This window comes from Marivita sp. (assembly GCF_051859345.1).
Classification (GTDB): Bacteria; Pseudomonadota; Alphaproteobacteria; order Rhodobacterales; family Rhodobacteraceae; genus Marivita.
The window spans coordinates 82,507-101,379 of sequence record NZ_JBHYFV010000002.1; the positions used below are offsets into that span (position 1 = coordinate 82,507).

The following is an 18,873-nucleotide window of genomic DNA, read 5'->3' on the forward strand; positions in this document are numbered from 1 at the left end:
CGCCAATGCGCTGTCAAGCGTCGCCTTCATATTGCTCAATCTTGGACCGATTGCTGAATAAATGTGCACTCTTTGTCTACGGGCTTGGTCGATTAGTGCAACAATCAAGCAGCCGAGGGCTGTGCAGATCATCTCTGACGTGCTTTTCTGTCCGCATTACATTCCGCGATTTAAGGACGACAAGATGCGTTTCCCCCTTGCCCTATCATTTGCCCTTTTTGCAACAGTGGCAGCCGCGCAGAACCAGCCCAACACCGTGCTTGTGATGGACGGGTCAGGGTCGATGTGGGGACAGGTGGACGGTGTCGCCAAGATCACCATCGCGCAGGATGTTGTCGGAAACCTGCTGTCTGATTTCCCGGCGGAACAAGGTCTTGGCCTGACCGTGTACGGCCATCGCGAACGCGGCGAGTGTACGGATATTGAAACCGTTGTGGCCCCTGCCCCTGGAACGGCCGCGCAAATTGCGACTGCGGTGAATGGAATCAAGCCGCTGGGCAAAACGCCGATGACCGACGCGGTGATCGCTGCGGCGCAAGCCCTTCGCTACACAGAGGAAAAGGCGACTGTCATCCTGGTCAGCGACGGGGTGGAGACCTGCAATCCCGACCCGTGTGCAGCCGCACGTCTTCTGGAAGAGGCCGGGATTGACTTCACCGCCCATGTGATCGGTTTCGATGTCGGGTCTGATGCCGAAGCCCTTGCCCAGATGCAGTGCATTGCAGACGAGACCGGAGGCCAATTCCTGACCGCCGACACGGCCGACCAGTTGACCGCAGCCCTGACCCAGGTCGCTGCTGCCCCACCTGAGCCAGAGCCAGAGCCGGAACCCGTCCTTGTTCCAACCACGCTGACCGCCGTGATCGAAGGCTCGGAAACGCTTGTATCCGGCCCGATCCTTTGGGAACTGACCAGCAACACCGAGACCGTGCTGAGCGACACAGAGGGTAATCCACTGGATCTGCAACTGCCCGAGGGCTCTTACACCGCCATCGCTTACAGTAGTGCGCTTGAAACGGAACTGAGCCGCCAGTTTGTGGCCATAGGCGATGCTGCCTCTGTCCAGATTGCGTTCCCCGAGCCCAGGGAAACCGCCCGAGTGCTCGTCCCTGCCGAGGCCGTGGCAGGCAGCACCATTCAGGTGGGCTGGGACGGGCCGGACTATGCTGACGATTACATCGGGATCGGGGCAGTAGACGCAGAAAACGCCGATATGTGGCGCAACTGGGTTTATACCTCGTCCGGCAATCCGGTTGACCTTTTGGTGCCATCCACACCGGGCCCGCATATCGTCCGATATTTCAAACGCGACGGGCGCGATCCCCTTGGTGCCACCGAGATCCTGGTAACGCCCGCCACCGCAACGCTGTCCACTGTGGCAGAGGCTTCTGCCGGGTCCGAAATCATGGTGGACTGGACCGGACCAGACTATGCTGACGATTATATCGGCATTGGAAAGGTCGGAGCGGATGGCGCAAACCAATGGGAAAACTGGACTTATGTCCGATCCGGTTCCCCGGTTGCATTGACCATTCCTTCGGAACCGGGCGACTACGAAATCACCTATTTCATGCGACAGGACCGAACTCCGCTGGCGACCATTACGTTCAAGGCCACAGACGTGACGGCGCGCGTCATCGCCCCCTCAGAGGCAGAAGCCGGGTCAACCATCGAAATCGGCTGGACAGGCCCGGACTATGCCGACGACTATATCGGGATCGGCAGGGTGGATGCCGATGGGTCAAACCAGTGGGAGAACTGGACCTACACCCGATCGGGCAACCCACTGGACCTTGTCCTGCCTTCCGAACCCGGAGACTACCGGATCACCTATTTCCAGCGGCAGGATCGCACACCTCTCGCGTCTGTTCCCATCACGCTGACCGCGGTCAGCGCAAGCATCACCGCACCAACCGAGGCAGAGGCCGGATCAACCATCGAGATTGGCTGGACCGGCCCTGATTATGCAGACGACTATATCGGGGTCGGCAAGGTGGATGCCGATGGCGCGAACCAATGGGAAAACTGGGTCTACACCAGAACGGGCAACCCGACAGATCTTGAGCTCCCGTCAGAGCCGGGCGCGTACATGATCACCTATTTCCAGCGACAGGACAGAACGCCCTTGGCGTCTGTGCCCATCACTCTGACCGCCGTGAGCGCCAGCATCACTGCGCCAAGTGAAGCCGTTGCGGGCTCGACCATCGAAATAGGCTGGACGGGGCCGGATTATGCCGACGACTACATCGGTGTCGGAAAGGTCGATGCCGATGGCGCAAACCAATGGGAAAACTGGGTCTATACCCGGACGGGCAACCCGACCGACCTGCTGCTGCCGCCAGAACCGGGCGTTTATACGATCACCTATTTCCAACGGCAGGATCGCACACCGCTGGCATCGGTCCCGATCACACTGACCCCGGTAGACGCAACGCTTGAGGCTCCGGCAGAGGCTCCGGCGGGATCGACTGTCGACGTGATGTGGACCGGACCGGATTACGCGGATGATTACATCGGCATCGGAGCAGTAGACGCATCCGGGGCCAACCAGTGGCAAAACTGGAAATACACCCGCGACGGGAATCCGGCGAAGATTATCATGCCTACCAGTCCGGGAGAGTATGTGATCCGTTACTTCGTGCGTCAGGACAGGGGCGCGATCGCCGAAATCCCGATTACGGCCACAGCTGTTGAAGCCACGCTGATTGCGCCCGCATCCGCAGCGGCCGGGTCAACGGTCGAGGTCGGCTGGACAGGACCGGACTATGCCGACGATTATATCGGCATCGGATTGGCGGGCGCTTCCGGCGGGGCGCAATGGCAGGCCTGGAGCTACACACGGGACGGCAATCCCGCCAAGATCAAGATCCCCGACGCGCCGGGTGAATATGTGGTGCAGTACTTCATGCGGCAGGACCGGACGGGCATTGCGCAAACCACCCTGACGGTCGAATGAATCAACGGTCGGGCAGTCTGTGCCCGGCCTATCCCAGACTTTCGTCCCAATCGGCCAATCCCTTGCGCCCTTGCGGTGTCAGAGCGTACACGCCCTTTTCGACCTTCCTGAACCAGCCGTAATGATTATCCCGCATCAACCGTGTCGCTGTCTTGACCCCGGTGGCCTTTGCAATGATCGCCCCCTTTTCAGCGCCCGCTTCCGCCAGGTACAGCGCGCAGCGCAGCGCATCTTGCCGATAGGCCGTGACGATACCATGACGGGTCGCACCGCCGTCATTCGGATCGCCCACCAGACGGTCAAACTCCCGTAGCAGCTTTGCCCGCTTCGACTTGTTCTTGCGCGGCGCATAAGGTGTGGGGTCGCACTGAGCCTCCACGGCGCCATCCTTGCGCACAGTCAGAAAACCAAGCCCGAGACGACGACACAGCATCGTGTTTTCACGCAAGGCGCGCCGCGCAGTGCGGCCTGTCGGTTTGACAACCGCGATATAGACCAGATCGGTCATACCAAGACGTGTCACCGCCTGATGATACAGCGTCAGGTTCAGCCGCAGCTTCAGCTCAACGATGACAGGGTCTTCATCTCCGCGCACGGCAACCAGATCAGCAGCGCCCACCTCGCCCTTCACGGTATAGCCCTGGGCCTGCAGATAGGCCTTCACATGCGGATAAAGATCAGCTTCGCGCTCCATGTCACATGAATGCGCGACTGCCTTGTCGCTGGCAAGCACAGCGCCTAGCTTTCAGGCACCACGCCCCGAAAGGATGCCAAGATGCTCACCCGCCTGCTGTCGTTCCTTTGCCTCTTGGCATTGTCGCACCCAGCACTCGCTGCCTGTGCCGGCAACGATCTGCGTACCACGCTAAGCCCAGAGGAACAGACACGCCTGCAAGCCGCGCTGGCCGACGCCCCGTTTGCCGAGGGCAATCACTGGCGGGCCACGCGCGATGACCAGACACTGCACCTGATTGGCACCATGCACCTTTCCGACGCCCGCCTTGACGCCCCTTTGGAGCGCATGAGTGACGTGATCGAAACGGCAGATCTTGTGCTGCTTGAAATGACCGACGAAGACGAGACCGCGTTGCAGCAGCGCCTGACATCCGATCCCGGACTCCTGATGATGCCTGACGCCACACTGCCAGAATTGTTGTCCGAAGAGGACTGGGCAAAAATGTCCGAAGCGCTGAAGGCGCGCGGAATGCCGCCCTTTATGGCAGCCCGATTCCAGCCCTGGTACGTTTCTGTCCTGCTTGCCGTTCCGCCTTGCGCGGCACTGCCCGACCTTGCCAATGGCGGGATGGACGCGCGGATCGAGGCGCTTGCCACATCCGCCGGCGTGCCGCGCGCCGCGTTGGAAGATGTGGAAACCATCTTTGCCGCTTTCGCGGACCAGCCGCGTGCAACGCAGATCGACATGATGTTGTCGTCCCTTGTCGATCCGGCAATCAGCGAAGATCTGTTTGCAACCCTGCTGGCAAGCTATTTCGACGAAGCACATGCCGAAGGCTGGGCGGTCTCTGCCATGCTGGCGGAGCGATACAGTCCGATAGAGGCCTCTGCGGCGGCGGACATCTTTGCGACAATGGAACAGGAACTGCTGATCGACCGAAACCGCGCCTGGATTCCCGTTTTGACAAAGGCTGTCCAAGACAACGATCTGGTTGTCGCAGCTTTTGGTGCGGCGCATCTTCCGGGCAAGCACGGTGTGTTGGCCCTTCTCGAAGCCGAGGGTTTTACCCTAGAACGGCTACCCTTCTGAGGCCACGCGCCCCCGCACCTGACTGTCGTCTTTCAGCAAGAGCACCAAAGCCGCCATCGTCATAACGACCCCGACAAGAATAAGCATTGGCGGCAATGGCTGTCCCAGTGCCATTTCCCACAGGATCACCCAACTGGGGGTGAGGTAGGTATAGGCCATCACCTTGGCCGAAGGCAGGCACATACTTGCGTATTGCAGCAACAGGAAGGTCAGGGCGCTGGCAAAGACCGAGGTATAGGCAATGGTGATCCACACGATGGCAGGCAGCGATGACCAGTCTGTCGCCAACAGCGAAGGCCCCCCGAAGACCAGGAGGAGGATGGCACCGGCAACAAGCGTTCCAAAGGTAAAGACCGCAGGACGCTCCCCCCTGTTCAATCTCGGAACAAGCGGGGCATAGAACGCATGGGCAACACATCCGATGAAATAGATGACCTCGCCACGCCCGATTCCAAACGCCAGAAGCGCGCCAATATCTGCACGGAAGATCACCCAAAGCGCCCCGACGCCGCCGATCCCCAAGGCCACAGCCATGCGCGCAGTCAGAACCTGGCGTAGAAGCAACCAGCCGAACCCCGCCGCGACGAGGGGTGTCAGCGTGAACACCGCCGCCATCGACACCGGCGCGCCGGTCTTGAGTCCCTCGAACATCAGCACGAAATAAGCCACCAGGAACAGCGCAAGAACGCCGTACCGCCACGGTGCGCGCAAGGCCGATCTGTCCATTCCACCGGTCGAAAAGACCAGCACGGCAAGGATCGTCGCCGCAATGACAAACCGCACCGCGTTCAACGCCTCTGGCGCAATATGCGGAGCGGCCATGGAGCCAAGCGAGAAAGAACCTGCCACCAAAGCCGAAAAGGCCAGCATTGCAAAGTGTCCGCGTTTTGCGTCGGTCATGTCATGCAGTTTTCGCGTCATTGTCTTTGACCGCCGCCTTGAGATGGCTGAGCAAAGCCTGCACCTTGGCCGTCCGGTGGAGATCGACATGGGTGACCAACCAAAGCTGTGCAGCCCATTCTTCCTTGGCGGGCATCATCTCGACCAGGTTGGGATCGGCTTCGGCTTCCGTGACCCCGATAAACCCCATGCCTGCCCCGCTGCAGACGGCCGCTTTCATGCTCTGGGAATCTGTTGCACGAAACACGACCCGGTCATACGGCACCCGCGCCCGCAACCAGCGTTGAAAAGGCGCACGCGATTCAGGGTTGTCGTTTGCCACGAACACATGATTGACAAGGTCAGCCTCATCCTTGGGAAGACCAAACTTCTCGACATAGCCTCTGGAAGCATACAGCCCGACGCGCAGTTGCATCAGCGGCTGCACCACGTTGTCCGGCTCGTCAGGGGCCGTTCCCGCACGGATCGCCACATGGGCCTCGCCATATTCAAGCCGGAACACCCGCGCATCGGTCAGATAGCGCAGGATGACATCGGGATATTGTTCCTTGAACTGGGTGAGCACCGGCACAAGCAGATCGGACAGTTCTACAATCGAGGTGATCATGAGTTCACCGCTCACTTCGGAGCCGCGACCGCGAATCCGACCCACAAGCTGCTGCAATTGATCTTCAGTTGTCTGCGCCACGCGGGCCAGATCCTCTCCGGATTCAGTTGGGGTATAGCCGCGCGCATGGCGCTGGAAGAGTTTCACACCCAGACGCCCCTCCAGGGCATCAATATGTCGAATAACCGTCGCATGATGCACGCCCAGCACCTCAGCGGCGCCGCTTACCGTGCCTTGCCGGGCAACCTGATAGGCCGTCCGCACTTCGTCCCAATGGTCCATCACAATCCTCTGTGCAAACGCTCACACCTGCTGCGCATTTCTTCCCATTTCGTGCGCAGGCGCAAGGCATATATGCGCAGACCAGGATAACAAACCCGTAACCGGAGCTTACCATGACCCAAACTGTTCTACGGATTGACGCATCTGCTCGTCTCGACGGCTCTGAAAGCCGCGCACTGACACAACGCATCATCGACCGTCTGGCCCCCAGCACCGTGATCCATCGCGATCTGGCCAGTGCCATCCCTGCAATCGACGCGGATTGGCTGGCCGCGAACTGGACACCAGAGGACCAACGCACCGAGGCCCAGCGTGAAAAACTGGCTCTATCGACCACATTGATCGCCGAGCTCAAGGCGGCCGACACGCTGGTGATCGGCACACCGATCTACAATTTCGCGATCCCGGCCACCCTGAAAGCCTGGATTGACCAGATCGCACGCGCCGGCCAGACGTTTCAATATTCCGAAACCGGCCCCAAAGGCCTTCTCAGCGGAAAACGCGCCATTGTGGCGATTGCGTCGGGCGGGACTCAGGTTGGCTCGGACATCGACTTTGCAAGTGGCTACCTGCGCCATGTTCTTGGCTTTGTCGGGATCACCGATGTTCAATTTGTACCTGCCGACCAGCTGATGTTGGATGCAGATGCATCACATGCCAAGGCCGACGCAGCGTTGAACGCGCTCGCGGCCTGATCGGAAAAGGGCGCGGCTTGACTCCGAGTCCTGTTTTCGCCTAAACGCACCACAATTCCGGGAAGTCCATCTTTCCGGTCCCTTGGGTTCTACCCGGGATCGCCCCCCACCAGCGTGTCACGCCCGTGGGGGCGTTTGACGTTTGGTATATGCGCCGCTGGCCCTTACATCAGGACCAGATCATCGGCAAAGGAGGCGAGAGCCCATGTTTGAAAATCTGTCCGACCGCCTAGGCAGCGTCTTTGACCGGCTCACCAAACAGGGCGCCCTGTCCGAAGACGACGTCAAGACCGCGCTGCGCGAAGTGCGTGTCGCCCTGCTCGAAGCCGACGTGTCCCTGCCCGTCGCGCGGGATTTCATCAAGGCGATTCAGGATAAGGCGACGGGTCAGGCGGTCACAAAGTCGATCACCCCCGGCCAGCAGGTCGTCAAGATCGTCCATGACGAACTCAAGCATGTGCTGACGGGTGATGAAGACCCCGGCAAGCTCAAGATCGACAACGCGCCCGCACCGATCCTGATGGTCGGCCTGCAGGGTGGCGGCAAGACCACCACCACCGCCAAGATCGCCAAGCGCCTGAAAGAGCGCGAGGGCAAGAAGGTGCTGATGGCGTCGCTCGACGTGAACCGCCCCGCCGCGATGGAGCAGCTCCAGATCCTCGGCGCGCAGATCGGCGTCGACACGTTGCCCATCGTCAAGGGCGAAAGCCCCGTGGCCATCGCCAAGCGCGCCAAGACACAGGCGAGCCTTGGCGGCTACGATGTCTACATGCTCGACACAGCCGGTCGTTTGTCCATCGACGAAGAGCTGATGGCGCAGGTCGAAGCGGTGCGCGACGTCGCCAACCCGCGCGAAACGCTGCTGGTTGTCGATGGCCTGACAGGTCAGGACGCCGTTCATACCGCCGAAAATTTCGATGAGCGTATCGGCATCACCGGCGTGGTCTTGACCCGGATGGACGGTGACGGCCGCGGCGGTGCGGCTTTGTCCATGCGTGCGGTCACCGGCAAGCCGATCCGTTTTGTCGGTCTGGGCGAAAAGATGGACGCGCTCGAAACCTTCGAGCCGGACCGGATCGCCGGCCGCATCCTTGGCATGGGCGACATCGTGGCGCTGGTCGAGAAGGCGCAGCAGACGCTCGAGGTCGAACAGGCCGAGCGCATGATGAAGCGCTTCCAGAAGGGGATGTTCAACATGAACGACCTCAAGATGCAGCTGGACCAGATGATGAAGATGGGCGGCATGGAAGGCATGATGTCGATGATGCCGGGTGCCGCCAAGATGGCCAAGCAGATGGATGGTGCCGGCATTGACGACAAGATGTTGCGCCAGCAGATCGCGCTGATCAACTCCATGACCAAGAAGGAACGCGCCAACCCGCAGATCCTCCAGGCCAGCCGCAAGAAGCGCATCGCCAAAGGTGCCGGGATGGAGGTTTCCGACCTCAACAAACTTCTGAAAATGCAGCGCCAGATGGGCGACATGATGAAGAAGATGGGCAAGATGGGCAAAGGCGGCATGCTGAAACAAGCCATGAAGGGCATGTTCGGCAAAGGCGGCCCCGAGGCCGGAATGGACCCGTCCCAGATGGATCCCAAGGCGCTAGAGCAAGCGGCCAAACAGCTTGGTATGGGTGGAATGCCCGGAATGGGTGGCGGCGGTGGACTGCCACCGGGCCTGAGCGGATTTGGGAAGAAGAAATAATGACGTCTTCTTTCCACAAACGCGCGTGTTCGCAACCAGACACGCGCGACCACACCGGCAAACTGGCTCACCGTGCCAATGGCTCAAGAAACGTGCCGCGCGCGAGCGTGACATTGTAATCGCGTGAGAACGGCCCCTGTCATAACCACGCCGCGATTGGCGCTGCGTCCGCACCGGATGGACGACATGGAAGCCTTCTGGGCCTTCTATCAGTCTCCGCGCGCGGTCTATGTCGGGCCTCCCAGGAACCGGACCCATCTGTTTTACGGTCTGTCGTCCGAAATTGTGGCGTGGGACTGGATGGGTCATGGCGCATGGGCCATCGACACCGCCGAGGGGGATTTCATTGGTCAGGTCGCCATCACCCAGCCGCCGCATTTTCCCGAGCGCGAAATCGGCTGGACCCTGTTCGAGGGATTTGAAGGCAAGGGCTATGCAGCCGAAGCGGCAACCGCGGCGCTGAACTGGGCATGGGAACAGGGTCTCGATACGCTGGTCAGCTACATCACGCCGGAAAACATCCGCTCGCGGGCACTGGCCGAGCGGTTGGGTGCGGTGCTTGATCTGGACGCCCCATTGCCCGAGGGGGAAACGCCCGACGAGACCGTGGTCTACCGCCATAGTCCCGACGGTGACGGCAGCCCGGAGGCTTACGCATGAGCCTCACCGCCGCACCAACGCTGGAAACCGACCGCCTGATCCTGCGCTCGCCCGAAAAGGCCGACGCGGAAGCCATGATTGCGTTTCTCATGGATGACAACCGTTCAGAAGGCTTCGGCGGCTATACCAATCGTTCTGATTCGTGGCGCTGGTTCACTCTGAACGTGGGCCATTGGCATTGGCACGGCTATGGTTACTTCACGATTCAGGACAAGGCGACCGGCAAACCGGCGGGGATCAGCGGTATCTGGAACCCCGAAGGCTGGCCCGAACCAGAGGTGGGTTGGGTTGTCTTTGACGGATTCGAGGGCAAGGGCATCGCCTATGAGGCGGCAATGCGCGCGCGCCAGTGGGCTTACGAAGACCTTGGTTTCACCACGCTGACCTCGAACATCGTGCCGGGCAACACCCGGTCGATCCGTTTGGCCGAGCGTATGGGCGCCACCTATGAGCGGACATATGACAACCCGAACATGGGCGAAGACCTGCTGTACCGCCATCCGGGACCGGAGGCGCTGTCATGACGCTGGACATTCCCGTTCTCGAAACCAGACACCTCGTCCTGCGTGGCCCGCGCCTGTCGGATCATGCGGCGTTCTGCGCCTATTTTGCCGATCCGCGCAGCAAATGGAACGGTGGGCCGCTCGACCCTCGCGCGGTCGAGGGGATGATCACCTCGGCGGCGGGCGGCTGGGCACTGCGGGGCTACGGTCTTTGGTTCATCACCCTGAAGGACGACGATCACGCCATCGGGTTTGCCGGTGTTTTTCACCCGTTCGATTGGCCCGAACCTGAACTTGGCTACGGCATTGCCGGTGCCTATGAAGGCAAGGGTCTGGCATTCGAGGCTGCAATGGCTGCACGACACGGCGCAGCGACGCTGCTTGGGCTGACCCATCTGCCAAGTTTCATCGCGCCAGACAATGCGCGCTCGCAGGCGCTTGCCTTGCGCATGGGCGCAGTGCGCGAGCCCGACATCACGCTGCGGGACAAGACCGCGCAGGTCTACCGCCATCCAAAGATGGAGGCCGCGTAATGGGTCACCGCGACATTCCCGTTCTGGAAACCAAGCGTCTGCAACTGCGCAGCCCAAAGGCCGAGGATTACCCGGACTTCAAGGCAACCTTCGCCTCCTACCGGTCCCGCTTCATGGGGGGGCCGCTCAATGCCTACGAAGCCTGGATGCTTTATGCCGCCGAGATCGGACATTGGGAAATCCGCGGCTTCGGCATGTGGATGATCCACCTCAAGGACACGGGCGAAACCGTCGGCATGGCGGGCGGCTGGTCGCCGGCGAAATGGCCCGAACGCGAAATCGCCTGGATCATCTGGCCAGACCGCGCGGGCAAGGGCTATGCGCTGGAAGCGACCGTTCGCGTGCGGCGCTATTTCTACGACGAAAAGGGCTGGGACACGGCAGTCAGCTATCTTGACCCCAAGAACCTTGACAGTATCCGGCTGGCCGAACGCCTTGGCGCGAAAAAGGATCACGACGCCCCCACGGTCGACGGAAGCGACGTGGTGTACCGTCACCCTGGCCCCGACGCCCTGCGTGGCACACAGCTTGCCCATGGCATCGACATGGAAATCGCGCATTACCAAGACCCTCTGTTCAAACCGAAAGGCTGGGCCATTGACTGATATTGGGACTGACATGACCATTGATCCCGTGACCCGCGCCGCCGAGCTGCTCAAGGGTCACCGCGAAAGCATCGACCGTCTGGACGCGATCCTCGTGTTCACGCTGGCCGAGCGGTTCAAACACACGCAGGCCGTGGGGGTTCTCAAGGCCCAGCACGACCTCCCGCCCTCAGACCCCGCGCGCGAAGAAAAACAGATCGCGCGGCTCGAAGAGCTTGCGGCTCAGGCAGACCTTGACCCTGAGTTCGCCAAGAAATTCCTGAATTTCATCATTCAGGAAGTCATCCAGCACCACAAACAAAAGCAATCCTGACGGCGTGGCCGTCGTTTCGAAAACCTAGGAGAATACAAAATGGCTATCAAAATTCGTCTCGCCCGTGGCGGTTCCAAAAAGCGCCCCTTCTATCGCATCGTTGCCGCCGACAGCCGCATGCCGCGCGATGGTCGCTTCATCGAAAAGCTGGGCACCTACAATCCGCTCCTGCCGAAAGACAGCGAAGACCGCGTGAAAATGGACGTTGAGCGCATCCAGTACTGGATGAGCCAAGGCGCACAGACCACTGACCGCGTGTCGCGTTTCCTTGAAGCGGCTGGCGTTGTTGACAAGAAAGAACGCAACAACCCGAAGAAAGCCGTTCCGGGCAAAGCCGCAACTGATCGCGCCGAAGCCAAGGCCGCCAAGGCAGCAGACGCCGCCGAAGCCGCTGCCGCTCCGGCCGCTGAAGAGGCAACTGCAGAATAATCGCAGGCTGCTTTCGCAGATGGCTGGCCCGCCCGGCCATCTGCCTTTTCCTGCATAAACGCAGGCGCAATCCCACACTGTCTGAATAATGTCACAACGCCGGCCATGCGCACGGTCCGCGCGCGCCAATCCGCGCGCAATGGATCGGTTTGCTTGACCCTTGGGGTGTGCCGCTCCATGTCGTGGGCAAACGTTACACCGCCAATAGGAACCATCTGCCATGTTTGCGCGTCTCACCACCGTTTCCAGCCTTGCCGTTGCTCTTGCCGCCCCTGCCTACGCTGCCGGGCCAGAACAAACACCCGCGCAAGCCGATGTCATGGCTCCGGCACCCGTTGCAGCGCCGACGCGTCCGCAACTCGTGTTCACCTTGCGCGGTGGCGTGGCCACGTCGCCCGAGTATTTCGGTTCTGACGAATATGCCGTCGGACCGGATCTTGGGTTCCGCTTCAACTATCTCGCGTTGCGAAATGGCCGCAGCATCGGCAATCCTGATCCATGGGCCGATAGCATGGGCCTGACCTTTGGCGGGTCTTTCCGGTTCATTCAGGAACGCAAGACCGATGATTTCGATGAACTCATCGGCCTCGAAGACATCGACGCAACGGTCGAGCTTGGGGCGTCTGTGCGGTATGGCACAGAATACTTTGCCGCCTTTGGCGAGGTGCGTCGCGGCTTTGGCGGGCATGAAGGCTGGGTTGGCGAGATCGGCGCCGACGCCATTCTGCGCCCGACGGATCGTCTGCAACTGACCCTTGGTCCGCGCGTCTTTTTTGGGGATGACACCTACACCGACACATATTTCGGCATCACGGCAGCCGAAGCCAGCGCGGCTTTGCCAGCCTATAACCCCGATGGTGGCATGGTGTCCGCAGGCGTCGAACTTGGCGCGCGGTATCAGATCAACGATCTTTGGGGTCTTGAGGGCGCTGTCACCTGGGAAAAATTCACCAACGACGCAGCCGATAGCCCGATTGTGCAACAAGGCTCTGACGAACAATGGGGTGTGCGCTTTGGCGTGACCCGCGTCTTCAGCATCGGTGGCTGATCTCGTCTAGAGGCAATTGCTTCGCAACACCGGTCTGGTCTATCCAGTCGTTCTAAGCGACCGGGAGCAAAAGCGGTGAATGAAAAAGTCTGTGTTGGAGCGATTGCCGGGGCCTTCGGGGTCAGGGGCGAAGTACGTCTGAAAAGCTTTACCGCGATTCCCGAAGATATTGCGTCATACGCGCCGCTGGAAACGGAAGACGGGGCGCGCAGCTTTACCGTCAAAGTCACGCGCCAGATCAAGAACGGTCTGGCAGCCCGGCTTTCTGGCGTCGCCACAAAAGAGGCAGCAGATGACCTGCGCGGCACCCAACTGTTCGTTCCGCGCGACAGGTTGCCGTCGCTGCCAGATGATGAATTCTACCATGCCGACCTGATCGGGCTCGAGGTGACAGACACCGGCGGCGCGTCGCTTGGCAAAGTGTTGGCCGTCATCAACAACGGCGCGGACGATCTGCTCGAGCTAAGCGCGCCCGGTCAAAAGCAAACCGTGCTTTTGCCGTTCACCAAAGAGGTGGTGCCAACCGTTGATCTTGCGCAGGGGCGCATCGTTGCCGACCCACCCGAGGGACTGTTTTCGTGACGACACAGATCGTCATTCACGCAGGATTTCACAAAACCGGAACAACCAGTGTCCAGTCCATGTTGCGAGAGAATGCTTCTGTTCTTTCGCCGCATCTGCGCGTGTTCCTGAAAGACGCGTTTGACGATCTGACCAACAAGGCCCGCGCCTTTTCCATTGATCCAAGGGAAAGAACGCTGGAGCAGGTCGCCACGGCGGCAACGGCTTTTTTTGAAACGATCGACACGTCTGATCCGCGCCCGATCCTGATGGCGTCCGAGGATCTGTCGGGGCACATGCCCGGTCGGCATGGTCTGGAATGTTATGACAGCGCCGGACTTGTGATGAAATGCATCGCTGATGCCGCTATTGCGCGTTTCGGGGTCACGGCGGATCTGGCCTTCTTTTTCTCCACGCGTGACCGCGATACCTGGCTGCGCAGCACATGGTGGCAAAATCTGCGCAGCACCCGACTGACGGATGACTTTGCGACGTACAGCGCCCAGTTCGACGAAGCCCGCAGCCTGGAAGACATCCTGATCGAGGTATCAAACGACGTCGCCCCCGCGCGCGTCACCTCGCAGCGACTGGAAGTCTCGACGGATTTGCCCGTTGGTCCCCTTGATCCGATCCTGTCGCTACTTGATCTGCCAGACCTCAAGCGGGAAACCCTGCGCGTGCTGCCACCCGAAAACGTTCAACCCGATCTTGGGATTGATGCGGTTTTCCTGGCCTTGAACCAAAGCGGGCTTCCGGAAAAAGATGTGCAGGACGCCAAGCGCTACGTTCGTAAAATGGCACGTCGCAACACGGATTGATCCGGGCAAGCGTTCTGAACGCAAAACACCATTTCGACGCCACATTTGCGGCAAGAAAACGCCATTCCCCACCAGTATTACCCTCAGATTGCTCGGGGGAGCGCTGCAAGGTGAATTTGGTGAAACGTCGATTGTTACTCAGTATCGCTGCGCTCTCACCGGGTGTGGTTACGATCACTGTGCACGAATTCGCAGCGTCACTTGCGTTCATGATTCTGGGCATATTCGGCGTTATCAGTGTTGCCGCCGTCGCGGTTGCCATGTCGCCACAGATCAATCAGGCACAGTTTGGCCAGGACATGCGCAAGCCTGAACATTCAACGCTTCTGGTGCCATCCGCATTTGCAGATCTCAGGGAAAAATCCCCCGATCCCATCGTGATCCGCGCAACGCTAAAGACCTTAATGGCACCGTCCCGCGACGCTCCCGGTTTTGTCACCGAGGATGAGCAGATCGCGATGGTTCTCGCGCAGATCATGGCTCGTTGGGATGAAACCGATATTTTGCACCTGAGCGATGATCAGTCCCGCGAACTCTGGCTGGTCGAACGCCTGATGCGCGCGACCCCGGCAGAAGCCGGATCGCTTGCCATGAATTTCGCAGCGCCCAATGCCATGCTGACCATGCGCGACAGTCTTGCATCACCAGTGCCTGCCTGAACTGGCCATTTCACGCGCGAGCGATTAAAGCCATCGGCGTCACAAAAGGCAGATCCGATGGTCGACCCCAAAAGCCCACCCCAGAAATCGCATGGCCGCAAGACCATCCGCCCAACGCTCAAGCCACGCGAGCTGATGGAACAGACCCCCGACCTCGCCCGTGTCTGGAAGGCGCAGGTCATCACACTTTTGCCAGAAGCGTTTCCGGGAATCCTGGGACAGTCTTTGACGGGTCGTGCGCTCAAGGATGGGCTTTGGCAACTTGACACCGTTGCCCTGCGCCAGTTCGGTGAAGGCAAGCACCGCAATGTCGATGACACCCCGGCCGGCGGTGGCGCGGGCATGGTCCTGCGACCCGACATCATGGCCTCTGCGATTGACTACGCTCGTCCGCGGATCGCATCGGATGCACCGCTTGTGTACCTAAGTCCACGGGGCCGACCGTTTACACAGGACATGGCCAAGACCCTTGCCGCCGGTCCCGGTGTGACCATGATCTGCGGCCGGTTCGAAGGGCTCGACCAGCGGGTGATCGACCACTACCGCATCATCGAAGTCAGCCTTGGGGATTTTGTCCTCACCGGGGGTGAAATCCCCGCTCAAGCGATGATCGACGCCACCGTGCGGCTTTTGCCCGGCGTTCTGGGCAACGAAGCGTCGACCGAAGAGGAAAGCTTCTCCGAAGGTCTGCTCGAGCATCCGCAATACACCCGCCCTGCCGACTGGCGCGGAATGCCTGTACCGTCCGTTCTCATGTCTGGCCATCACGGTGAAATCGCCAAGTGGCGCAAAGCTCAGTCCGAGGCGCTGACGAAAGAGCGGCGGCCGGACTTGTGGGCGGCCCATAATTCTCGCGGATCGTCGGACTGAGGCGCAAGCGTCTTCGAAGACGCTTGAAAACGCGGTTTCCAAACCGCGTGACAAGAGCTTTGCAAAGCTCTTGTCCGCCGCAATGCCCCCTTGATTTACGCACCCGGTTCTGGTCTACGGCGCGTGTTCCGGGTGTCAGCCCGGTGCGGTGATTCCGTATGTTCTTCGCATAGGGGCCAATCGCACCCATCCCGAACATTGAAAGACAATGACGACCTGATCTCTGGCGGGCGCATCGCGCGGACCCGGACGAAGACCAAGAGCTCTGAGGACGCGCACACCTTTGCGGAGCAACCGCAAGCAGTTTTAGGAGAGAAGCGATGGATCTGATCGCTCAGTTGGAGGCGGAGCAAATTGCCGCCCTCGGGAAGACAATTCCCGATTTCAAAGCAGGCGACACGATCCGTGTCGGCTACAAAGTGACCGAAGGAACCCGCACCCGTGTGCAGAACTACGAAGGCGTCTGCATCAGCCGTCGTCAGGGTTCTGGCATCGCCGGGTCGTTCACGGTTCGCAAGATTTCGTTCGGTGAAGGCGTGGAGCGTGTGTTCCCGCTGCATTCCACCAACATCGACAGCATCGAGGTTGTCCGCCGTGGCCGCGTCCGTCGCGCCAAGATGTACTACCTGCGCTCGCGTCGCGGCAAATCGGCCCGTATCGCGGAAGACACAACCTACAAGCCCCTCAAGGGCGCAGACGCGTAAGGAATGCCGAGATGAAAAAAGATATCCATCCCGACTACCACACCATCAACGTCAAAATGACCGATGGCACCATGCTTGAGATGCGCACGACCTGGGGCAAGGAAGGCGACACCCTGTCGCTGGACATCGACCCGACGGTTCACCCGGCATGGACCGGCGGCAACTCGCGTCTGATGGACACCGGCGGCCGCGTGTCGAAGTTCAAGAAAAAGTACGAAGGCCTGGGCTTCTAAGACCCCCTGCCTTTTCGAGAAAGACAAAAGCCGCGCCGCACAGCGCGGCTTTTTCATTTGACGCTGAGTCCCCGTCGCCGCAATCGCCGCCAAATCGCACCACACCCCGTTGCAACATCCCGCGCAATCAGGTCATAGATTCCCAAAGGCAGGGTGATCGGACACATGGCGCATATAATTGTTGTCGGGAATGAAAAGGGCGGTGCGGGCAAATCCACCGTGTCGATGCATGTGGCAACGGCCCTTTCACGGATGGGACACAAGGTTGGCACACTCGACCTGGATCTTCGTCAGAAAACGATGGGGCGCTACGTCACCAACCGTATGAAGATGCTCGAAACCGACGGGCTGGACCTGCCGACGCCACGTTACCTCGAACTGCCCGAGATTGATGCCGAAAGCCTGCAACCCGGCGAAAACATCTATGATCATCGCCTGTCTGCCGCTGTGGCCGAACTGGAACCGGGCAGCGACTTTATCCTGATCGACTGCCCCGGCTCGCACACCCGGCTTAGCCAGGTGGCGCATTCGCTGGCCGACACCTTGATCACGCCGCTGAATGACAGCTTTGTTGATTTTGATCTGCTGGCCCATACAGATGCCAGCGGCGAAAAGATCGAAGGGCCGTCCGTCTATTCCGAAATGGTCTGGAACGCCCGTCAGCTGCGCGCCCAGGCAGGCCTGCCGCCCATTGACTGGGTTGTCTTGCGCAACCGTCTTGGGGCCCAGCAGATGGTCAACAAGGCCAAGATGGAAAAGGCGCTGGAACGGCTGTCCAAACGGATCGGTTTTCGCGTGGCGCCCGGCTTCAATGAACGGGTGATCTTTCGCGAACTGTTTCCGCGTGGTCTGACCCTGCTTGATCTCAAGGATGTCGGGGTCAAACAGCTCAACATTTCGAACATCGCGGCGCGGCAGGAACTGCGCGACATGATCAAGGCGCTGAACCTTCCCGGCGTCACTGTCACCTTCTGAATGAACGACCCAACACGAAACGAACTTTGGTTCCGTCTCGTCTTTAGCCTGGCCGGACTGGCCCTGTTGATCGTGGCCGTCATGATACGCGGGATTTCAAATGCGGCTGCCCTGGTCGAGGTCGTCGGCATCGCCGGTCTGTTCTTTGGAGGCAGTGCCATCTGGACAGCCCTCAAACTCTGGCGCAGCCGCGATTGACTTGTCTTGCCCGGCAGCGTGATGTCTGATCGCCCCTGATAAAAAGGACACCGCATGCCTGCACCCACAAATCACTTCAAGGCCCGCCTTGCATCTGACGCTCCCCAGCTTGGACTGTGGCTTGCCCTGACCAGTGGCTATTCGGCTGAAATCGCCGCCAGTGCCGGGTTTGACTGGCTCTTGATCGACGGCGAACATGCACCCAACGACCTTGGAACCCTGAACGAACAACTGATGGCACTGTCGGGCCACGACGTGTCTGCGGTCCTGCGCATTCCGCACACTGATCCAGCCCTGATCAAGCAGGTTCTGGATATGGGGGCACAAAGCCTGCTGTGTCCGATGGTCAACTCTGCCGACGAGGCCCGCGCGATTGTCGAGGCGATGCGCTATCCCCCACGAGGAATGCGGGGGATTGGACATATGTTGGGTCGCGCCTCGGGCTTCAATGGCACCACCGATTATCTGCAAACAGCCGAGGATCAGCTTTGCCTGATCGTACAGGCCGAAAGCGTGGCAGCCATGGACGCGCTGGAAGACATCTGTGCGGTGGACGGGGTGGATGGCGTGTTCATCGGCCCTGCTGATCTCTGCGCTGACATGGGGCTCTTGCCTGACATCACGCACCCGAAAGTACGTTCTGCGGTGACGGACGGGCTGAAACGAATCCGCGCCACCGGCAAGGCGGCCGGTATCATCGACGGTGATCCCAGGCTGATTCAACAAGATCTCGACGCTGGCGCGAACTTCATCGCCCTTGGCGCCGATGTGTTGCTCTTGGCGGATGCGATGCGTGGGTTGGTCAAAACGTGGAAAACCCGGATCAAGTGATCCGGGTTTCCTGTCGGCACCTG

General features: G+C 60.1%; 23 protein-coding genes. 20 read left to right on the forward strand and 3 right to left on the reverse strand.

Annotation, left to right across the window (positions count from 1 at the left end; translation table 11 throughout):
• Positions 1–184 precede the first annotated feature (184 nt).
• Entirely contained in the window at positions 185–2,956 is a 2,772-nt protein-coding gene (locus ACTIEN_RS01945) for a VWA domain-containing protein (protein WP_439521417.1), read from the forward strand.
• A gap of 28 nt (positions 2,957–2,984) precedes the next feature.
• Here ACTIEN_RS01945 and ACTIEN_RS01950 read toward each other — a convergent pair whose 3' ends face one another.
• Entirely contained in the window at positions 2,985–3,650 is a 666-nt protein-coding gene (locus ACTIEN_RS01950; RefSeq protein WP_439521418.1) for a DUF2161 domain-containing phosphodiesterase, read from the reverse strand.
• 81 nt (positions 3,651–3,731) lie between these two features.
• Here ACTIEN_RS01950 and ACTIEN_RS01955 point away from each other — a divergent pair, with 81 nt between their 5' ends.
• Positions 3,732–4,721 (forward strand): TraB/GumN family protein, encoded by a 990-nt coding sequence (locus tag ACTIEN_RS01955; protein ID WP_439521419.1) that lies wholly within the window; start codon positions 3,732–3,734, stop codon positions 4,719–4,721.
• Here ACTIEN_RS01955 and ACTIEN_RS01960 read toward each other — a convergent pair.
• The gene (locus ACTIEN_RS01960) at positions 4,710–5,621 is read right to left on the reverse strand and encodes a DMT family transporter (RefSeq protein WP_439521591.1); all 912 of its coding nucleotides are present in this window, start codon (positions 5,619–5,621) and stop codon (positions 4,710–4,712) included. The two genes, ACTIEN_RS01955 and ACTIEN_RS01960, sit on opposite strands and share 12 nt — an antisense overlap.
• Position 5,622: 1 nt before the next feature.
• On the reverse strand, positions 5,623–6,510 hold the full coding sequence (locus ACTIEN_RS01965) for a LysR family transcriptional regulator (protein ID WP_439521420.1): 888 nt from the start codon (positions 6,508–6,510) through the stop codon (positions 5,623–5,625).
• A 113-nt stretch (positions 6,511–6,623) separates the two neighbouring features.
• Between ACTIEN_RS01965 and ACTIEN_RS01970 the strand changes: the two genes are divergently transcribed.
• The 18 genes from ACTIEN_RS01970 (at position 6,624) to ACTIEN_RS02055 (ending at position 18,850) form a co-directional block, all read left to right on the forward strand.
• The gene (locus ACTIEN_RS01970; protein WP_439521421.1) at positions 6,624–7,205 is read left to right on the forward strand and encodes an FMN-dependent NADH-azoreductase; all 582 of its coding nucleotides are present in this window, start codon (positions 6,624–6,626) and stop codon (positions 7,203–7,205) included.
• A gap of 205 nt (positions 7,206–7,410) precedes the next feature.
• Positions 7,411–8,910 carry a signal recognition particle protein gene (gene ffh / locus ACTIEN_RS01975; RefSeq protein ID WP_439521422.1) on the forward strand — a complete coding sequence of 500 codons (1,500 nt, stop codon included), beginning with the start codon at positions 7,411–7,413 and terminating at the stop codon, positions 8,908–8,910.
• Between the two features lie 123 nt (positions 8,911–9,033).
• Positions 9,034–9,570, forward strand: a complete 537-nt coding sequence (locus ACTIEN_RS01980) for a GNAT family N-acetyltransferase (RefSeq protein ID WP_439521423.1) — start codon at positions 9,034–9,036, stop codon at positions 9,568–9,570.
• Positions 9,567–10,094, forward strand: coding sequence for a GNAT family N-acetyltransferase (locus tag ACTIEN_RS01985; RefSeq protein WP_439521424.1), 528 nt, complete (start codon positions 9,567–9,569; stop codon positions 10,092–10,094). The genes ACTIEN_RS01980 and ACTIEN_RS01985 overlap by 4 nt, the downstream gene beginning before the upstream one ends.
• Positions 10,091–10,606, forward strand: a complete 516-nt coding sequence (locus tag ACTIEN_RS01990; RefSeq protein ID WP_439521425.1) for a GNAT family N-acetyltransferase — start codon at positions 10,091–10,093, stop codon at positions 10,604–10,606. The genes ACTIEN_RS01985 and ACTIEN_RS01990 overlap by 4 nt, the downstream gene beginning before the upstream one ends.
• Positions 10,606–11,211: a GNAT family N-acetyltransferase gene (locus ACTIEN_RS01995; protein WP_439521426.1), complete on the forward strand. Its 606-nt coding sequence runs from the start codon at positions 10,606–10,608 to the stop codon at positions 11,209–11,211. Before ACTIEN_RS01990 ends, ACTIEN_RS01995 begins: the two co-directional genes overlap by 1 nt.
• A 13-nt stretch (positions 11,212–11,224) precedes the next feature.
• Positions 11,225–11,524, forward strand: coding sequence for a chorismate mutase (locus tag ACTIEN_RS02000; RefSeq protein WP_439521427.1), 300 nt, complete (start codon positions 11,225–11,227; stop codon positions 11,522–11,524).
• A 39-nt stretch (positions 11,525–11,563) separates the two neighbouring features.
• Positions 11,564–11,953 (forward strand): 30S ribosomal protein S16, encoded by a 390-nt coding sequence (rpsP, locus tag ACTIEN_RS02005; RefSeq protein ID WP_439521428.1) that lies wholly within the window; start codon positions 11,564–11,566, stop codon positions 11,951–11,953.
• Between the two features lie 220 nt (positions 11,954–12,173).
• Positions 12,174–13,001 carry a MipA/OmpV family protein gene (locus ACTIEN_RS02010; RefSeq protein WP_439521429.1) on the forward strand — a complete coding sequence of 276 codons (828 nt, stop codon included), beginning with the start codon at positions 12,174–12,176 and terminating at the stop codon, positions 12,999–13,001.
• Positions 13,002–13,076: 75 nt separating this feature from the next.
• The gene (rimM, locus tag ACTIEN_RS02015; protein WP_439521430.1) at positions 13,077–13,583 is read left to right on the forward strand and encodes a ribosome maturation factor RimM; all 507 of its coding nucleotides are present in this window, start codon (positions 13,077–13,079) and stop codon (positions 13,581–13,583) included.
• Complete coding sequence (locus ACTIEN_RS02020) at positions 13,580–14,380, forward strand: hypothetical protein (protein ID WP_439521431.1); 801 nt, start codon at positions 13,580–13,582, stop codon at positions 14,378–14,380. Before rimM ends, ACTIEN_RS02020 begins: the two co-directional genes overlap by 4 nt.
• Positions 14,381–14,499: 119 nt before the next feature.
• Positions 14,500–15,039 carry a hypothetical protein gene (locus ACTIEN_RS02025; protein WP_439521432.1) on the forward strand — a complete coding sequence of 180 codons (540 nt, stop codon included), beginning with the start codon at positions 14,500–14,502 and terminating at the stop codon, positions 15,037–15,039.
• 57 nt (positions 15,040–15,096) lie between these two features.
• Complete coding sequence (gene trmD / locus ACTIEN_RS02030; RefSeq protein ID WP_439521433.1) at positions 15,097–15,909, forward strand: tRNA (guanosine(37)-N1)-methyltransferase TrmD; 813 nt, start codon at positions 15,097–15,099, stop codon at positions 15,907–15,909.
• A gap of 320 nt (positions 15,910–16,229) precedes the next feature.
• A complete protein-coding gene (gene rplS, locus ACTIEN_RS02035) occupies positions 16,230–16,613 on the forward strand; it encodes a 50S ribosomal protein L19 (protein ID WP_439521434.1) in 384 nt (127 codons plus the stop codon).
• Positions 16,614–16,624: 11 nt separating this feature from the next.
• Positions 16,625–16,846 (forward strand): 50S ribosomal protein L31, encoded by a 222-nt coding sequence (gene rpmE, locus ACTIEN_RS02040; RefSeq protein ID WP_439521435.1) that lies wholly within the window; start codon positions 16,625–16,627, stop codon positions 16,844–16,846.
• A 165-nt stretch (positions 16,847–17,011) separates the two neighbouring features.
• Positions 17,012–17,821, forward strand: coding sequence for a division plane positioning ATPase MipZ (locus tag ACTIEN_RS02045; protein WP_439521436.1), 810 nt, complete (start codon positions 17,012–17,014; stop codon positions 17,819–17,821).
• On the forward strand, positions 17,822–18,019 hold the full coding sequence (locus ACTIEN_RS02050) for a hypothetical protein (protein WP_439521437.1): 198 nt from the start codon (positions 17,822–17,824) through the stop codon (positions 18,017–18,019).
• Between the two features lie 54 nt (positions 18,020–18,073).
• A complete protein-coding gene (locus ACTIEN_RS02055) occupies positions 18,074–18,850 on the forward strand; it encodes an HpcH/HpaI aldolase family protein (protein ID WP_439521438.1) in 777 nt (258 codons plus the stop codon).
• Positions 18,851–18,873: the final 23 nt, after the last annotated feature.

What these genes read in the sequence shown, in the direction of transcription:
- ACTIEN_RS01995 (WP_439521426.1), top strand. Translation starts at nt 10,606, where the DNA reads ATGGGTCACCGCGACATTCCCGTTCTGGAAACCAAGCGTCTGCAACTG.
- rpmE (WP_439521435.1), top strand. Translation starts at nt 16,625, where the DNA reads ATGAAAAAAGATATCCATCCCGACTACCACACCATCAACGTCAAAATG.
- ACTIEN_RS01955 (WP_439521419.1), top strand. Translation starts at nt 3,732, where the DNA reads ATGCTCACCCGCCTGCTGTCGTTCCTTTGCCTCTTGGCATTGTCGCAC.
- ACTIEN_RS02000 (WP_439521427.1), top strand. Translation starts at nt 11,225, where the DNA reads ATGACCATTGATCCCGTGACCCGCGCCGCCGAGCTGCTCAAGGGTCAC.
- ACTIEN_RS01960 (WP_439521591.1), bottom strand. Translation starts at nt 5,621, where the DNA reads ATGACCGACGCAAAACGCGGACACTTTGCAATGCTGGCCTTTTCGGCT.
- ACTIEN_RS02050 (WP_439521437.1), top strand. Translation starts at nt 17,822, where the DNA reads ATGAACGACCCAACACGAAACGAACTTTGGTTCCGTCTCGTCTTTAGC.
- rpsP (WP_439521428.1), top strand. Translation starts at nt 11,564, where the DNA reads ATGGCTATCAAAATTCGTCTCGCCCGTGGCGGTTCCAAAAAGCGCCCC.
- ACTIEN_RS01990 (WP_439521425.1), top strand. Translation starts at nt 10,091, where the DNA reads ATGACGCTGGACATTCCCGTTCTCGAAACCAGACACCTCGTCCTGCGT.
- ffh (WP_439521422.1), top strand. Translation starts at nt 7,411, where the DNA reads ATGTTTGAAAATCTGTCCGACCGCCTAGGCAGCGTCTTTGACCGGCTC.
- ACTIEN_RS01970 (WP_439521421.1), top strand. Translation starts at nt 6,624, where the DNA reads ATGACCCAAACTGTTCTACGGATTGACGCATCTGCTCGTCTCGACGGC.
- ACTIEN_RS01965 (WP_439521420.1), bottom strand. Translation starts at nt 6,510, where the DNA reads ATGGACCATTGGGACGAAGTGCGGACGGCCTATCAGGTTGCCCGGCAA.
- rplS (WP_439521434.1), top strand. Translation starts at nt 16,230, where the DNA reads ATGGATCTGATCGCTCAGTTGGAGGCGGAGCAAATTGCCGCCCTCGGG.
- ACTIEN_RS01950 (WP_439521418.1), bottom strand. Translation starts at nt 3,650, where the DNA reads ATGGAGCGCGAAGCTGATCTTTATCCGCATGTGAAGGCCTATCTGCAG.
- ACTIEN_RS02010 (WP_439521429.1), top strand. Translation starts at nt 12,174, where the DNA reads ATGTTTGCGCGTCTCACCACCGTTTCCAGCCTTGCCGTTGCTCTTGCC.
- ACTIEN_RS02055 (WP_439521438.1), top strand. Translation starts at nt 18,074, where the DNA reads ATGCCTGCACCCACAAATCACTTCAAGGCCCGCCTTGCATCTGACGCT.
- ACTIEN_RS01945 (WP_439521417.1), top strand. Translation starts at nt 185, where the DNA reads ATGCGTTTCCCCCTTGCCCTATCATTTGCCCTTTTTGCAACAGTGGCA.
- trmD (WP_439521433.1), top strand. Translation starts at nt 15,097, where the DNA reads ATGGTCGACCCCAAAAGCCCACCCCAGAAATCGCATGGCCGCAAGACC.
- ACTIEN_RS01985 (WP_439521424.1), top strand. Translation starts at nt 9,567, where the DNA reads ATGAGCCTCACCGCCGCACCAACGCTGGAAACCGACCGCCTGATCCTG.
- ACTIEN_RS02045 (WP_439521436.1), top strand. Translation starts at nt 17,012, where the DNA reads ATGGCGCATATAATTGTTGTCGGGAATGAAAAGGGCGGTGCGGGCAAA.